We start from the raw sequence: 17991 nt of genomic DNA on the forward strand, positions 1-17991 counted from the left end.
GTGGTATACTTATATATGTATTTGATATAATATATAAATATAAGATAGATTTCAATGAGAGTGAGGGAAGTTTGTGAGTGTCGGTATCAAATAGTTAGTAATTTAATATTAGTCATTCTTATAATAATGGGGTATATATACCTTTATTTGTTGTGGAATGAGATAACTATATGATACAAGTCCACGAATTTTTCATTATGATATATAGTATAAGGCAGACTAGAATTCTAGTATGTCTTAGTGTGTATGGAATTATAAGCTGTGGAGTATCCACAGCTTTTTTTGTATATTAAATTATAAAATTTTTTAAGAAATCTATCTAGATTTCGTTGACTTGTATATAGATTTTAATACAAGGAAGGAAAATTATAAATGGATAAAATGACTTTAGAGAAGTTAGATTATAATAAATTAAAAGAAATAGTAAAAGGATATTGTGTAAGTGGATTAGGTAAGAAACTTATTGATAAGCTTGAACCTAGCAATAATATGAAGGTTGTAAAAAATAGATTAGAAGAAACATCTGAAGGAAGAAGGTTAATAGAAGCATCTTATCATATACCATTAGATGGAATATTTAATGTTAATCCACTTATAGATAAGATAGAGAAGGGAGCTTCGCTAGAACCTTCAGATTTAACTATGATGAGTGATTTCTTAAGAGGATGTAGAAGAGTTAAAAGCTTTATAAAGAATAAAGAAGGGTATGCAAAAATACTATGTAGCTATGGTGAAAATATAGCAGAACTTAGTTATATAGAAGAAGAGATAAATAGATGTATAAAAGGTTCGATTGTTGATTCTAATGCTACAAAGGAGTTAAGAAAGATAAGACAGAAGATGGATGAATGCGAGGATAACATCAATCAGAAGTTATCAAAGTTCTTAAAGAATAGTGAATACAAGAAATATATTCAAGAATTTTTTGTAAGCAAAAGAAATGGTAGATTTACTATTCCTATAAAATCAGCATATAAAAACAATGTGCCAGGTGAGATAATAGAGACTTCTTCTAAAGGATTAACAGTATTTATGGAACCTAGTGTAGTAAAGAAATATAGCTCAGAATTAGAAGTACTAAAGGTAGAAGAAAAAGTTGAAGAATATAAGATATTAGGTAATATAACAGAAATGTTAAATGATAGAATAAAGGATATTAAGATTAATATAGAAATAATATCTGAATATGACATGATATATGCTAAAGCTAAATATAGTAAGGATATATCAGGAATAAATCCTAAGCTTAATAATAGAGGGTATGTGAAAATTATAAACGGTAGATATCCACTTATAGAGAAAAGTGTTCCATTAAATATTGAGATAGGAAACAATTATAGAAGTCTTATAATAACCGGACCTAATGCAGGAGGAAAAACGGTTGTGTTAAAGACAGTAGGGTTATTAACTCTAGCAGTGCAGTCGGGATTTCACATAGCAGCTGATGAAGGAACGGAAATGTCTATATTTGACAATGTGTTTGTTGATATAGGGGATAATCAGAGTGTTGAAAATGCACTTAGTACTTTTTCATCTCATGTAAAGACATTATCAGATATTATTAGAAGATGTAGTAAGTCATCATTATTATTATTTGATGAGATTGGTAGTGGAACTGAACCTAATGAGGGTGCTGCATTGGCAATAGCAATATTAGAAGAATTGTATTATAAAGGATGCATAACTGTAGCAACTACTCATTATGGTGAGATAAAGAATTTCTCTCAGAACCATCCGGACTTTGAAAATGCAGCTATGGAGTTTAAGAAGAATACTTTAGAACCTTTATATAGATTAAGTATAGGTAAGTCAGGTGACAGTAATGCATTATATATAGCTAAAAAGATGGGAATACCAGATAGAATAATAGAGAAAAGTAATAGATATATTGAAACTAAGGAATATGATTATAAATTGTTGTCTAGTAGTAAAGTAAGAAAAGATTTAATAGAGGAAAAGGAAGAAGATACTTATCAATTTGCTATAGGTGATAAGGTATTATGGTTAGACAAGAATAAAAGTGCAGTTGTATATAAAGAAAAAGATAGATTAAATAATGTAATAATTTTTGTCGATAAACAGTTTATAGAAGTAAATAGTAAGAGACTTAAACTTGAGATAAAGGCAGAAGAGTTATATCCAGATGGATATGACTTAAATCAGATATTTGTTAGTTTTAAAGATAGAAAATTAGAGAAGGATATAGAGAGAGGTTCTAAAAAAGCTATAAAAAAAATAATAAAAAAGAATAAAGCTATGAAGATAGAAGAATAGTAATGTTTCAAAAAAGCATAGGTTGTGTGAATTAAAATTGTCACATAATTTATGCTTTTCTATGGTATAATTCTTCTTAATGAATATTTTTAAGAAAGGATATGCATACTGAATGAAGAAGGTAAATGAAGTTTTTGCAGATTATAATACTGGAGTGAATATAGGAACTGCAGTAGTTGATAAGATTACTCTGAAGAAGAAAACTAAGGTACTTATTATGAAGATAACTGCAGATAAGTATATTCAGATGGATGAGATAGAAGGACTTAATGCATTTATCAAGAAGAGGTTTTTCCTTAGGGATTCAGTTATAGATATTAACTATACAGAAGAAGTTAGTAAGATACCTATAGATAAAGGAATAAAAGATATTTTCTTCTCATTATCACAGAAACATCCTTTCTTAAAATCGGCTATAAAGAACTGTGAATATGCAATAAATGATAAAACAATAGATATGAAGTTTAATATAATAATATCTACATTGCTTAGAGATCTTAAATATGATAAAAAAATTCAAGACACTATAAAAAGCATATATGGAACTACTTATAAGATTAATTTTATTGATAATGTAACTAGTGAAGAAATAATTAAGGTATCAGAAGAAGAAAATAGAAAGAAGATACTAGATATTCAGAAACAGATACGAGAGAATGCTCCTAGTACATTTGAAGTTGCACCTACAAAGAAAGAAACAGAGCAGGAGGCACAACCAGATAAAAAGAAAGAAAATTCACCACTTATATATGGTCGTAGTGCTACTATAAAAGAAAATACAATAAAGATAATAGATATAACACCTGAAGAAGGAAGAGTAGCTATAGAAGGAGAGTTATCTAATATAGAAACTAAAGAATTAAGAAGTGGTAAGATATTAGTATCATTTGATTTGTATGATGGATCTAGTTCTATGACTTGTAAGGTATTTCTTAAACCAGAACAATCTGTTCAAGTAATAGATAAGTTAAAAGCAGCTAAAGGCGTTAAGTTGTTAGGTAATGCAGGGTATAGTAATTTCTCTGGAGAAGTTGAGCTTATTGCAAATGTAATAGTTCAAACTAATGGATTAAGAAGAATTAAAAGAATGGATAATGCAGAAGTTAAGAGAGTAGAGCTACATATGCATACTAAAATGAGCCAAATGGATGCTATGACTAGTGCTAAGGACTTGATAAAGAGAGCAATGAGTTGGGGGATGAAGTCTATAGCAATAACTGATCATGGAGTTGTTCAAGCATTTCCAGAAGCTCATAAACTATTAGGTAGAGATAATCCAGATATGAAGGTTATATATGGAGTAGAAGCATACCTAGCACCAGATAAAAAGCCTGCAACAAGGAATATAAAAGGTCAAAGTATAGATACTACTTATTGTGTATTTGACTTGGAAACAACAGGCTTTTCTCCTGAATTAGAGAAAATAATAGAGATTGGTGTAATGAAATTACAGGATGGAAAAGTTATAGATAAATTCAGCTGTTTTGTAGATCCTCAGAAATCTATATCAGCTAGAATAACTGAAGTAACTAATATAACAGATGATATGGTTAGGGGAGCTGAAACAATAGAAGAAGTATTTCCTAAGTTATTAGATTTTATAAAAGATAGTGTATTAGTTGCACATAATGCTGAGTTTGATGTTGGATTCTTGAAACATTTTGCAAAAGAATTGGGATATGAATTTGATTTTACCTACCTAGATACATTGACACTAGCACAAGAATTATTCCCTGAATTTAAGACATATAAGCTAGGAAGAATAGCCAAGAATTTAGGTATAAAGGTTGAAGTGGCACATAGAGCTTTAGATGATGTAGATACTACAGTTAAGGTATTTAAGATAATGTTAGATATGCTTAAGGATCGTGGAGTTAAAACATTAGAAGATATAGATTTATATGCATCAGATGAAGAATCTAAGAAGGTAGCATATAAGAAACTTAAAACTTATCATGCGATAATTTTAGCCAAGGATTATGTAGGACTTAAGAATTTATACAAGTTAGTATCTTATTCTCATCTTGATTATTTCTACAAAAAGCCACGTATATTAAAGAGTATGTATGAGAAGTATTCAGAAGGTTTAATCATAGGTAGTGCATGTAGTGAAGGTGAATTATATCAATCTATTTTATTAGGTAGATCAGAAGAAGAGATAGAGAAGATAGCTAGTTTTTATGACTATTTAGAAATTCAACCATTAGGAAACAATGATTATCTTATAAGAAATGAGCAAGTACCTAATAAGGAATATTTGCAAGAGATAAATAAGAGAATAATAGCGTTAGCAGAGAAACAGAATAAACCTGTTGTGGCTACAGGTGATGTACATTTTATGGACCCGGAAGATGAGATATACAGACGTATATTAGAAGCTGGGCAAGGATTTAAGGATGCTGATAATCAAGCTCCATTATATCTAAGAACAACAGAAGAAATGCTTGAAGAATTCGCTTATTTAGGATCAGAGAAGGCTTATGAAGTAGTTGTAACTAACACTAATAAGATTGCTGATATGTGTGAACAAATAAGTCCTATATCTCCAGAAAAATGTCCACCACATATAGATGGATGTGAGCAAACAATAAAAGATATAGCTTATGGAAAAGCAAATGAATTATATGGTGATCCTATTCCAGAAATAGTAAAGGCGAGATTGGATAAAGAACTAGATTCAATAATTAAGAATGGTTTCTCAGTAATGTATATAATTGCTCAGAAGCTTGTGTGGAAGTCTAATGAAGATGGATATTTAGTTGGGTCAAGAGGATCTGTTGGATCATCCTTAGTTGCATATATGACAGGTATAACAGAAGTTAACGCTCTGCCACCACATTATAGATGTCCTAAATGCAAATATTCAGATTTTAATGATTATGGTGCAAAGAATGGCTTTGACTTACCAGATAAGGAATGCCCACACTGTGGTACTAATATGGCTAAGGATGGAATGGATATACCATTTGAAACTTTCCTTGGATTTAATGGAGATAAGGAACCTGATATAGACTTAAACTTTTCAGGAGAATATCAGGCTAAAGCTCATAGATATACTGAAGTTATATTTGGTAAGGGAACTACATTCAAAGCAGGTACTATAGGTACAGTTGCAGAAAAAACTGCATTTGGATATGTAAAAAAATATTATGAAGAAAAGAATCAACCAGTTAATAAGGCAGAAATAACAAGAATATCTAAAGGATGTACTGGAATAAAGAGAACAACTGGACAGCATCCAGGTGGAATTATAGTTGTTCCAAAGGGAAGAGAAATATTTGAATTCTGCCCTGTACAACATCCAGCAGATGATCCAGATTCAGATATTATAACAACACATTTTGATTATCACTCTATAGATCAGAACTTACTGAAGTTAGATATATTAGGACATGATGATCCTACCGTAATAAGAATGCTTCAAGATATAACAGGGGTGGCACCACAAGACATACCACTAGATGATAAGGATACGATGTCGTTATTTTCATCTACTAAAGCTTTAGGAGTTACTGAAGAACAGATTAATTCCAAAGTAGGAACATTTGGTGTGCCTGAGTTTGGTACAAAGTTTGTTAGAGGAATGCTTGTTGATACTAAGCCTACAACATTTTCAGATTTATTATGTATATCAGGACTTTCTCATGGTACAGATGTATGGCTAGGTAATGCTAAGGATCTTATAGATTCTGGCGTTATAACTAGTATCAGTGATGCTGTATGTTGTAGAGATGATATCATGGTATATCTTATTAAAAAAGGATTACCACCTAATACTGCATTTAAGATAATGGAAACAGTTCGTAAAGGTAAAGCGTTAAGTGATCTTAATAAATGGGCTGAGTATGAAGCACTTATGAGAGAACATGATGTTCCTGAATGGTATATAGAATCTTGTAAGAAGATAAAATACATGTTCCCGAAAGCTCATGCCGCTGCATATGTAATGATGGCATTTAGAATTGCATGGTTTAAAGTTCATATTCCCAAAGCTTATTACACAGCATTTTTCTCAATAAGAGCTAAGGCATTTGATGCTGAATATATGATTTATGGAAAAGAAAAAGTAAGAGAAAAGATGAAAGAGATAACAATGCAAGGAAATGATGCTGCACCAAAGGATAAGGATATGTATGATGATCTAGAACTTGTTCTTGAGATGTATGAAAGAGGTATAAAATTCTTACCTATAGACTTATACAAATCAGATGCAACCAAGTTTAAAGTCGAAGAAGATGGCATAAGACCACCACTTAACAGTATTTCAGGAATGGGAAATGTTGCAGCAGAAGCTATATATAATGCTGCTCATGAAGATGTACCTATAAGTTCTATAGATAATCTTAGAAAAAGGGCTAAAATAGGTAACTCAGCAACTGACCTTTTAAGAAAATTTGGTTGTTTAAATGGCTTACAAGAAAGTGATCAAGTTAGTTTCTTTGATACACTATAAATATTTATGTATTATGGAATGAATTAGATATAAGCCACTCTTAAAAATGAGTGGCTTATAAAATTATATGGATTTACGCTACCATAAAAGCATTCTGCAAACTTGATTTTATCATTTTTAGTGTTGCTTTTATTTCATCTAAATCCATTTATTCCTCCTATAAAAAATTATAAACAAAAAAGCTAACAAACTATTATGTCTGTCAGCTCTATAAATCAAAAAAAACCAATTGCTTGTTAATGACGTTAATACATAACGCTTACCTAAATATATGGCATTTAATCAAGACTTACTGTTGGTATAACTATTATACAATGTTCAATCCTAAATGTCAACATTTTAAGGATATAAAAATATACTTTTTATATATCCACTTTCTCTTAATTGAACTAGCTTGTCCTCAAATTTATTATTAAAACAATTATTATAAAATATATTTGAAAATACATCAGCTACTTGTACTAGACAGTTGTTCGAAGAATCAAAATAATCTACTTTTATACTATTTACTAAATCTTCTTCTATTATCAACTGCATATTTAAGTATTCTTCTAGTAAATATCTTGTTTTCGTTTTTTCATTTCTTTCATCTATACAAAGATAATAATCATCTTTTGGTAATAAATTTTCTTTTAATTGCTGTCTTAGCGCTTGTTTAATAACAAAGTTAAATGCCCTTGCAGTATTATTATATAATCCATACTTTATTTTTGAATTATTTATTTTTATATAATATATTTGTAATAGATTATTTCTACAAAAATAATCTAAAAAGTCCATTTTAGATTGTTCGTCCATAGCACTTCCTTTTAATTCAACGAACGTATTACCTTTAAACATCTTGTTATTACTGTCTATAGACTTCAAATATTTTTCATTTTTAGATATGTATCTTTTAAAAACTCTCTTTGCTTTATTTTTATCTATTGGCACTATAAGTGCAATTACAAAATACGGATAATATTTGCAATACTCTGTAGTCATACTTCCAGACTCATCTATGTATATATTTTTCGTTTTAATCACCTACTAGATCAATTTTAATATGAATATTATATCATACATAGTTTGGATAACAACTATTTTTCTTAGCACCTATAGCTAAACTATTAAAATCAGTAGGAATATAATTATAGTATCATAGATTTCCAAAATACAACTTTTTTGGAGTATTATTTAATATAAATTATAAATATGACAGATTTATATGTCAATTAAGTTAAAAGTATATTTTAGAGGTATTTACTTATCTGGTAAAATATATATAAGAATAATTAATTAAGGTGAAAATATGGGGAATGTAATAAATAAAATAAATTCTAGTATAGGGTTAGATATTGAATCAAAAAATATTATTGAAGATAGTTATATAATAAAAAATAAGTTAATAGTTAATTCAAAAAGAGGTAATCTTTATAAAGAATTAAAAGAAAGTCTAAGTGAGTGTAAGAAGTTTTACTTTAGTGTAGCATTTATAAATTTTAGTGGATTACAATTGTTATTGGATTCGTTTAAGGAATTAGAAGATAGAGGTGTGAATGGCAAGATAATAACTTCTACATATCTTAACTTTACAGAGCCTAAGGCATTAAAGAAGTTGAGAGAATTTGAAAATATAGACTTAAAGATATTTGTTGCAGATAAAGAAAAGGGCTTTCATACAAAAGTATATATTTTTGAAAATGAAGATAATTATAAGGTTATTATAGGGTCTTCCAATATTACTCAAAGGGCATTAAAAAGTAATGTTGAATGGAATGTTATGATTCTATCAAAAAGAGAAACAGAGTTTATTCAATCTGTTATAGAAGAATATGATGATATATGGAATAGTACTAACTATGTAGATGAAGAATTTTTAGATAAATATAATGAATTTATTAGCAATTTAAGAAATAGAGAGAAATCACATATAATAGAATTTCAAGAATACAAGAGAATCAAACCTAATATCATGCAAGAAAAGGCACTGGTTAATCTTAAAAGATTAAGAGAAATAGGTGAAAATAAAGGATTAGTTATAGCAGCTACAGGTACAGGAAAGACATACATGTCAGCATTTGATGTACTTAGATTTAAACCTAAAAAATTATTATTTTTAGTTCATAGAGAAGATATACTTAGAAGTGCACGAGAAACTTATACAAGCTTATTAAGGAATAAGAACATTAAAACAGGGTTATACACAGGAAGTTCAAAAGATAAAGATGCAGATTATTTATTTTCTACAATTCAAACTATGGAAAGACATATTAATGAATTTGCCGTAGATGAATTCGAGTATATAGTTATGGATGAAGCGCATCATAGCACTAGTAAGACTGCTCAAAAAATATTAAATTATTTTAAACCTGAATTTTTATTAGGAATAACAGCTACGCCTGAAAGATGCGATGAAGGAAATATATTTGATGTGTTTGATAATAATGTAGCATTAGAAATAAGACTAAATGAAGCACTTGAAAATGAACTTATAGTTCCTTTTCATTACTTTGGAATAACTGATATAGAAGATGTTAACTATGATGGATTGGATATAGACAATATATCAGAAGTGGCTAAGAGATTAATGATTAATTCTAGAGTGGATTTTATATTAGATAAAATGAGATTCTATGGCCACGATGGAAATAAGTTAAAAGCAATAGGGTTTTGTATAAACAAAGAACATGCTAAGTATATGGCAAATGAGTTTAATAAGAGGGGAATTGAGAGTATAGCATTAACTAGTGAAGATAGTATAGATAGAAGAGAAAATGCAATTGCAAAGCTAGATGATGAACAATGTGGATTAAAGGTTATATTTACTGTGGATATTTTCAATGAAGGTGTGGATATTCCAGCAATTAATCAAATATTGATGTTAAGACCAACTAGTTCTCCAATTATTTTTATTCAACAGTTAGGTAGAGGTTTAAGAAAGCATGTAAGCAAAGAATTCTTAACTGTGTTAGATTTTATAGGTAATCATAATAAAGCTTTTTTAATAGCAATAGCATTGAAGGGAAGCAAATATTATGATAAAGATAGTTTAAAAGTTGCAGTAGCAACTAATTTTGATGATGTTCCAGGATGTTCTAATATTCAAATGGATAAAATATCTCAAGAAAAGATATTAAAACAATTAAATAATGAGAATTTCAATAGCTTAAAATATCTAAAGAGTGAATACAATGAATTTAAAGCATTGTTAGGTGGTAAGATTCCATATAAGTTAATGGATTATATAAAATATGATGGATCGCCAGATCCTCTTAGGTTTATAGGTTATTCTAAAAGTTATCAAGAGTTTTTAAGCAAGGTAGAAGTATCCTACGATAACAATATGGATGAAGAGTTTATGAAAATTATAAGAGAGCTATCAAGTAAATTACCACTAAAGAGGCCTTATGAATTTGCTATAATAAAAGCAATGTTAGATAATGATAGAATAAATATTGAAATGGCTCAAAATATTATGAGAAAATATTTAGATACAGTAGATAAGAAAACTATAATTCATGCATTTAGAAACTTAGATCAGGAATTTTATGATACAAGACAGCAAAAAGATTGTGTAAAGTTATTTAATTATTCTGGGGAGACATTAGAAAAGTTAATAAGTTTTGAAAAGATATGTCATGATAAGGGTGAACTAGATATATTAATAGATTTATTAAACTATGGTTTAATAAGTTATGAGAAGAGGTATGGAAGTTATAATTATGGAACACCATTTTTTAAACTATATGAACAGTATCAGATGGTAGATACAGCACTTTTATCAAATTATGAAAAGAAGCATAGTTCATTTAGAGGTAGTGGATTAATTACAAATGGCAATGAGTATTTTTTATTTATAGATTTACATAAAGATGAAAACATAAAAGAAAGTATAAATTATAAAGATAAATTTATAAGTAGAGAAATATTTCAGTGGCAAAGTCCAAATTCAACATCTCAAGAATCTGAAAGAGGAAAAAATATAATAGATAATTGTAATAGACATGTAAACTTACATTTGTTTGTTAGAAAATATAAAGAGATAGATAAAAAGGTTCAACCATATATTTATATTGGAAAAGGTGATACTATAAAATACGAAGGAGAAAAGCCTATTACAGTAAAATTGAAATTAGAGAATAAGATTCCTGAAAGTTTATATATTGAATTTACAAAGAAAGTATAAAAGTTATAGGATGTGATAAAATTTGAAAACAATAGAAGTTGTAGCTGCAGTTATAAAAAGAGAAAATGAAATATTTATAACAAGAAGGGGATATGGGGAATTTATAGATATGTGGGAATTCCCAGGTGGAAAGATAGAAGAAGGTGAAAGTAAAGAAGAGGCTCTTCATAGAGAAATAAAAGAAGAATTAGAGATAAATATAAGAAATCTTGAATATTTAACAACAATAGAGTATGATTATCCGAAATTTCATCTAACTATGCATTGTTTTACATGTGAAATGGCAGGAGGAGAGATTCATCTTAATGCACATAATGATGCAAAGTGGATATCAGTAGATGAACTTAGTAATCAGAAATGGGTCCCAGCAGATGTGCTTGTTTTAGGCGAGCTTATATAAAAATATAAAGGCTAAGTCAGTTGATAGATTATTTCCAAAACCCTTGTAATAATAAGTTATTACAAGGGTTTTAATTATAATTTATCTATTTGTTAAATAAATAACAAATAGAAAGAAAATTCTTCATAAATAGACATTAAAGAAAAATATTGTATGTACTTGTTTTAAATAACACTATATAATATAATAAAAATATGAATAAAATATAAAATAATTGTTAAATTAAAAATGTATTTTTTCATATTTATAAGGGAAAAGAGGAAGTTTTCATATGAGTAATATCATAGATTATATTTTATGGCGTGGAGATTTAACGTTTACAAAGTCACCACTTAATGAGGTGGATAATTTAATTTTGGCTAATATATCATATATAGATTTTGAAGGTATAATAGATTATGCTGACAATAATAAAGCAAGTATTTATGATATAACAGATGTGCTTGTTAGAGAAGGACAATATGATGACAGGAATACAGTTGATTTAATGAGTAGTGAAATAATAAAATTAATAAAAAAACTGGCTTATTGTAATAGATATAAGGACCTAGAGATTTTTGGCTATGTAAATGAAATTGATGAAGAAGAAGAGATGCAGTTCTCAGCTATAACTATAGATTTGGGTAATAAAGAATTATACATTTCATATAGAGGTACAGATGATACTCTTGTAGGGTGGAAGGAAGATTTTAAGATGACATTCTTAGATATTGTACCATCTCAAAAGAGAGCTGTAGAGTATTTACGAGATATAGCATATAAATATCCTGATTATAATATATATTTAGGTGGACATTCAAAAGGTGGAAATTTAGCGATATATGCAGCAATGAATATAGAAGAACCTATAGAAAATAGAATAATTAATATATTCAATAATGATGGCCCTGGATTTAAAGAGTCTGTATTAGAAACAGATGATTACAAGAGAGTTGAAGATAGAATAATATCATTAGTTCCAGAATCTTCAGTTGTGGGTATGTTATTAGAGCATGATTACAACTATATGGTAGTTAAGAGCAATGAAAAAGGTGTTCTTCAACATAATGGATTTAGTTGGGAAGTATGTGGAACTGAATTTGTTAAATTAGATAGTGTAGCGAAAGAAAGTAAATTTTTAGATACAACAGTAAAGAGATTTTTAAATAGATTACCAGAATCAAAAAGAGAGGAATTTACTGATGTTTTCTTTGATCTTTTGGGTAGCAATGGCAATAAAACAATAAATGACATAAAAGAAGATAAAATAAAATCAATAATAGCTATGGTAAAGACTTATGATAAACTAGATGATGAACTTAAAGATGCACTTCTTAATACTTTTGCGTTATTCTTCTCTGAAGGAATAAAAAATTTACAAGAAACGAAAGGTATAAGTGGATGGTTTGAAAAGATTCCCTCGTTTTTAATAAAAGGGTAAAGTAAAATATTGACTATTTATAAAAAATATAATAAACTAAATACAAATTAAGGAATGAAAGGAGAAACCGATGAGAATATTAGCTTAATTCATTATTTAAAATTGTTTAACAATATAGTTTAAGAAGCATAAGCTTATTTGTTATGCAGAAAAATGAATTAAAGCTAGATACTCATATTAGGTTTTTCTATGTATAGATTATGTATTTATATAGAAACACAAGTAAGAGTATATGCTTTTGCTTGTGTTTTTTATTTTACTTTTTAGAAAATTGTAATACTAGCTTGCTTTGTTTATAAGCTGATGAGCTTATACTTCTTATATTAGTAAGAGGTGATCGAATATGACAGTATTATTTGAATTAAAGAATATATCTAAGGAATATGGATATAATAAAATATTAGATAACATTAACATTAAGGTTAATTATGGAGATAGAATAGGGTTAGTAGGTAATAATGGGTCAGGTAAAACAACTCTAGCAAATATAATATATGGAACTGAGAGTTATAAGGGTGGTATTGTATGGAATAAAGGTAATGTTGCTATTGGTTATATGAAACAGTCTGTTGAATATATACAAGGTTTTGATACTTTGAGTGGTGGTGAGAAAACTAAGAAGTTATTAAGTGATATATTATATGGCAATTATGAATTAATTATATTAGATGAGCCTACTAATCATCTAGATTATCAAGGAGTTTCATGGCTTATTGATAGTATAGATAAGTTCACAGGTACAGTTATCATGATATCTCATGATAGGCATTTTTTAGATCAATGTGCAGAGCAGATAATTGAGCTAGAGAATTGTACTGTTAAGAAGTATATTGGAAATTATACTGATTATAGGAGTAAGAAACAGAAGGAATTTAGTGATCAGATGCATCAATATATCGAACAGGAGAAGGTAAAAGAGAGAATTAATAATCAGATGCAAGAATTGAGATGTTGGTCAGATAAGGCACATAGAGATTCTAGAAAGAATGCTATAGTTAGTGGTAATAAATTTGGCGGTAAAGAATATAATCGTGTCAAAGCAAAAAAAAGAGATAAACAGATAAAATCTAAGCTTAAGAAACTAGAAAAGATAGATATTCAAGGTGTAGATAAGCCTATAGAAGAAGAGAAGATTCAATTTGAGATTGAACAAGCGAAGAAGATTGGATCTGTAGTAGTGAGGGCTGATAATATAGCTAAAACATTTAAAGATAAGATTATATTTAAAGATTCTAGTTTCTATATAAAACAATATGAGAAAATAGGTTTATATGGACTTAATGGTTGTGGAAAAACAACTTTGATTAAAGCTATTTTAGGAGAGATAATAATAGATGGTGAATTATATGTAACGCAAAATAAAAATATAGGTTATATAAGTCAAGATACTATTGGATTAGATGATAATAAGAGGATTATAGAACTTTTTAATGTTCAAAACAATCATGAATTAGGTGAGTTGAGGACTAAATTGAGTTTATTAGGATTTTCAAGTGAAGATATTAATAAAAAAGTTTCTTGTTTGAGTTTAGGTGAAAGAATGAAAGTAAAGATTCTTATTATGATACAAGAGAGATGTGATATTCTCATATTAGATGAACCAACTAATCATATAGATCTTCATGTAAGGGAACAATTAGAAGAGGCACTTATAGGATTTAATGGAACTATAATTCTAGTTACTCATGATAGATATATGTTAGAAAAAGTGTGTAATAAGTTATTGGTGTTTAAAAATAATAAGATAATTAGATATGAGTATGGCATAAAAGAATATTTAGATAGGCAAAAAGCTAAGAATGAAGAAGATGCTATTCTTGTATTAGAGAATAGAAAGTCATTTATATTGAGTAAATTAAGTCAATGTGTTATAGGAAGTGAAGAATATAACAAGTGGGATTTTGAGTTTAGAGAGCTCATCAAAAAAATTAAGAAATTATAAATATATTAGTGTATAATATATAAAGCTATTGCATTAAATGTGATGTTTAATGCATAGCTTTTATTTAACTATTTGGAGTTATAAATGTAATATACATTAGGGAGGAAAATAGATGGAGAAAAACAATAAAAATCCATTAGGAACAGAAAAGATAAACTCGCTTATAGCTAAGTTTGCAATACCTAGTATTATAGCTATGCTTGTAAGTGCATTATATAATATAGTGGATCAGATATTCATTGGAAGATATGTTGGAATGTTAGGAAATGCTGCAACTAATGTTGCATTCCCGCTTAATACTATATGTGTTGCTATTGCATTATTGTGTGGAATTGGTGGAGCAGCAAACTTTAACTTATCATTAGGTAGAGGTGATAAGGATAAAGCACAAAAATATGCTGGTAATACAATAAGTTTAATTGTTATATTAGGAATAAGTTTATTTGTTATAGTTACAATATTTTTGAAGCCACTTATGGTAGCATTTGGAGCTACAGATAAGGTTTTGGATTATGCATTAACTTATACAGGGATAACATCTATAGGATTTATATTTCTGATATTAACAACAGGTGGAAGTAATCTTATAAGGGCAGATGGAAGTCCAACTTATTCTATGATATGTACTTTAACAGGAGCAGTTATTAATACAGTACTAGATGCTATATTTGTAACTCAATTAAATATGGGGATAGCAGGAGCAGCTTGGGCAACAGTTATAGGGCAAGTAGTATCTGCAATAATGGTTATAGTTCATTTGGTGAATTTTAGAACAGTACATATATCATTACAATCATTAAAGCCTTCTTGGAGGTATTGTAAAAATATAATCTCATTAGGAGCAACTCCTAGTATTAATCAGATTGCTATGATGGTGGTTCAAATAGTTATGAATAATGTTCTTACTTATTATGGAGCATTATCTCATTATGGAAGTGATATTCCATTAGCATGTGCAGGGATAATTGCAAAGGTTAATATGGTATTCTTTGCATTTGTAATAGGATTGTCTCAAGGAATGCAGCCTATCTCTAGTTATAATTATGGAGCACAAAATTATAAGAGAGTTGAAGAGACATATAAGAAGTCAGTTACTATAGCAACAATTATGGCTATAATAGCATTTATATGTTTCCAGCTTGTACCTAGACAAATTATTTCAATATTTGGTTCTGGAAGTGAAGATTATTTTGTATTTGCAGAAAAGTATTTTAGAATATTTTTATTCTTTACATTTTTAAATGGTTTCCAACCGATAACTTCGACATTTTTCACAACTATAGGTAAACCTAAAAAAGGAATATTTTTATCTTTAACAAGACAAGTAATATTTTTGTTGCCGCTAATAATTGTACTTCCTATGATATTTGGAATTGATGGGATAATGTTCTCAGCACCTATAGCAGATTTTGTTGCAGCAATATTCTCAATTTTGTTTGCAAGGAGAGAATTTAAAAATATGAATATGTTAATGAAAGAATGCTGTTATTGATAAAAAGTTAAATTAAATTAAAAACCATTGAAAAATACCTCGCTATAAGATATTATTTATGTACTATTTAAAATTTATTAGTTGAGGTGAGATATGGAAAACAATAGAGAAGAATGGGGCAGCAAGGTTGGATTTATATTGGCTGCTATTGGATCAGCAGTAGGATTAGGCAACATATGGAGGTTTCCTTATTTAGTGTATACCAATGGAGGGGGAGCTTTTTTAGTACCATATTTTATAGCAATAATTACAGCGGCTATACCATTATTGATTTTAGAGTACGGAATAGGACATAAGTATAGAGGAGCAACACCTTTAGCTCTTGGAAGAGCTACTAAGAGAGCAGAGTGGCTAGGATGGTGGCCTACAATTAATGCTTTTATCATATTAACATATTATTCTATGATACTAAGCTGGGCTATTAAGTATTTTACATTGAGTTTTAATAAGGCATGGGGGCATAATACTAATTCTTATTTTTATGATGATTTTTTAAAATTATCAGATTCGCCATTTAAATTCGGTGGCATAATGATACCTGTATTATTAGGAATAGCTATATTATGGTTTGCTAACTGGTTTATATGTTATAGAGGTGTTAAGGGTGGAATAGAGAAGGTAAATAAGGTATTATTACCATTACTTATAGGTATAATGATAGTTATAGTTATTAAGGGAGTAACTTTACATGGATCTACAGTAGGACTTAATAAGCTATTTACTCCTGATTGGAATAAAGTAAAAGATCCTTCTGTATGGATTGCAGCATATGGTCAAGTATTCTTTTCACTTAGTGTTGGTATGGGAATTATGGTTACTTATTCTAGTTATTTACCTAAGAAAACGGATATTAATAATAGTGCATTTATGACTGCATTTGCTAACTGTGGATTTGAATTTTTATGTGCAATAGGAGTATTTTCTATACTAGGTTTTATGGCAGTAGCAGAAGGCGTTCCATTAGATGAAGTGGTATCTGGAGGAATAGGATTAGCATTTATAGTATTTCCTAAGGTATTTTCATTGATGGGTATATGGGGTAATATACTAGGAGTTTTATTCTTTGCATGTTTGATTTTTGCAGGGTTAACATCATCAGTTTCGTTATTAGAGGCAGTATCTGCTCCTATAATAGATAAGTTTGGAATATCTAGAAAAAAAGTAGTGACAAGCATATGTATAGTAGGTTTTATATTGAGTATAGGCTATTCTACTAGAGCCGGCTTATATTTGCTTGATATAATAGATAATTTTATAAATAATTATGGAATAGTTGTTGTTGGATTATTAGAAGCAATAGTGATAGGTTGGATAGTTAAGCCGGAAACTATTCGTAAACATACTAATTCTATTTCTTACTTCAAGATAGGTAAGTGGTGGGATATGCTTATAAAATATGTTACACCTGTAATACTATTAATAATGGTAATTAGTAGTTTAATTAATGAGTTTAAAACACCATATGGAGGATATTCAATAGGTGCCTTATTTATTTATGGATGGTGCATAATAGCATTAGGAATTATAGGTGCGTTATTAATTTCTAGAAAGCCATGGAAGAACAAGGGCTTGGTTTATGATGAAAGTGAGGAAGTAACTAATGAATAAAACAGCATTTATATTCTTTATATTAGGGGCAACAGTTTTATATGGTGGATTAATAACAACTATAATTATTTCAATAAAAAAAGGTAAAGAGAAATAGTAAGACCTTTATAAAGTTAGTTTGTGTTGACAAAAAAAGGTTATGATGATACTATATCAATATATGATATATCGTATATTGATATAGTATCTTTTTTACGCTTTAGGAAAATATATAAATTTTATATATGTTAAGGA

10 protein-coding genes are annotated in these 17991 nt (G+C 28.6%); 9 read left to right on the top strand and 1 reads right to left on the bottom strand.

The annotated features are described in order from the left end of the window. Positions 1-372: 372 nt before the first annotated feature. Positions 373-2274 carry an endonuclease MutS2 gene (locus KQI77_RS00585; RefSeq protein WP_216387402.1) on the top strand — a complete coding sequence of 634 codons (1902 nt, stop codon included), beginning with the start codon at positions 373-375 and terminating at the stop codon, positions 2272-2274. Positions 2275-2386: 112 nt separating this feature from the next. Beyond that, entirely contained in the window at positions 2387-6727 is a 4341-nt protein-coding gene (gene polC, locus KQI77_RS00590; protein ID WP_216387403.1) for a DNA polymerase III subunit alpha, read from the top strand. Positions 6728-7066: 339 nt separating this feature from the next. Here polC and KQI77_RS00595 read toward each other — a convergent pair whose 3' ends face one another. Next, complete coding sequence (locus KQI77_RS00595; protein WP_367397258.1) at positions 7067-7753, bottom strand: DUF3800 domain-containing protein; 687 nt, start codon at positions 7751-7753, stop codon at positions 7067-7069. Positions 7754-8018: 265 nt separating this feature from the next. Here KQI77_RS00595 and KQI77_RS00600 point away from each other — a divergent pair, with 265 nt between their 5' ends. From KQI77_RS00600 to KQI77_RS00630, 7 genes are all read left to right on the top strand, one after another. Further along, entirely contained in the window at positions 8019-10895 is a 2877-nt protein-coding gene (locus tag KQI77_RS00600; protein WP_216387405.1) for a DEAD/DEAH box helicase, read from the top strand. 22 nt (positions 10896-10917) lie between these two features. Next, positions 10918-11295 (top strand): 8-oxo-dGTP diphosphatase MutT, encoded by a 378-nt coding sequence (gene mutT, locus KQI77_RS00605; protein ID WP_216387406.1) that lies wholly within the window; start codon positions 10918-10920, stop codon positions 11293-11295. 271 nt (positions 11296-11566) lie between these two features. Next, the gene (locus KQI77_RS00610; protein WP_216387407.1) at positions 11567-12715 is read left to right on the top strand and encodes a DUF2974 domain-containing protein; all 1149 of its coding nucleotides are present in this window, start codon (positions 11567-11569) and stop codon (positions 12713-12715) included. Positions 12716-13058: 343 nt separating this feature from the next. Beyond that, positions 13059-14657: a ribosomal protection-like ABC-F family protein gene (abc-f, locus tag KQI77_RS00615; RefSeq protein WP_216387408.1), complete on the top strand. Its 1599-nt coding sequence runs from the start codon at positions 13059-13061 to the stop codon at positions 14655-14657. A 112-nt stretch (positions 14658-14769) separates the two neighbouring features. Continuing rightward, positions 14770-16149, top strand: a complete 1380-nt coding sequence (locus tag KQI77_RS00620; RefSeq protein ID WP_216387409.1) for an MATE family efflux transporter — start codon at positions 14770-14772, stop codon at positions 16147-16149. A gap of 93 nt (positions 16150-16242) precedes the next feature. After that, positions 16243-17757, top strand: coding sequence for a sodium-dependent transporter (locus tag KQI77_RS00625; RefSeq protein WP_216387410.1), 1515 nt, complete (start codon positions 16243-16245; stop codon positions 17755-17757). Beyond that, positions 17750-17854, top strand: a complete 105-nt coding sequence (locus KQI77_RS00630) for a MetS family NSS transporter small subunit (RefSeq protein WP_216387411.1) — start codon at positions 17750-17752, stop codon at positions 17852-17854. Before KQI77_RS00625 ends, KQI77_RS00630 begins: the two co-directional genes overlap by 8 nt. The last annotated feature ends 137 nt before the right edge of the window (positions 17855-17991 follow it).

Source organism: Clostridium sp. MSJ-8, from assembly GCF_018918325.1.
Classification (GTDB): domain Bacteria; phylum Bacillota; class Clostridia; order Clostridiales; family Clostridiaceae; genus Clostridium.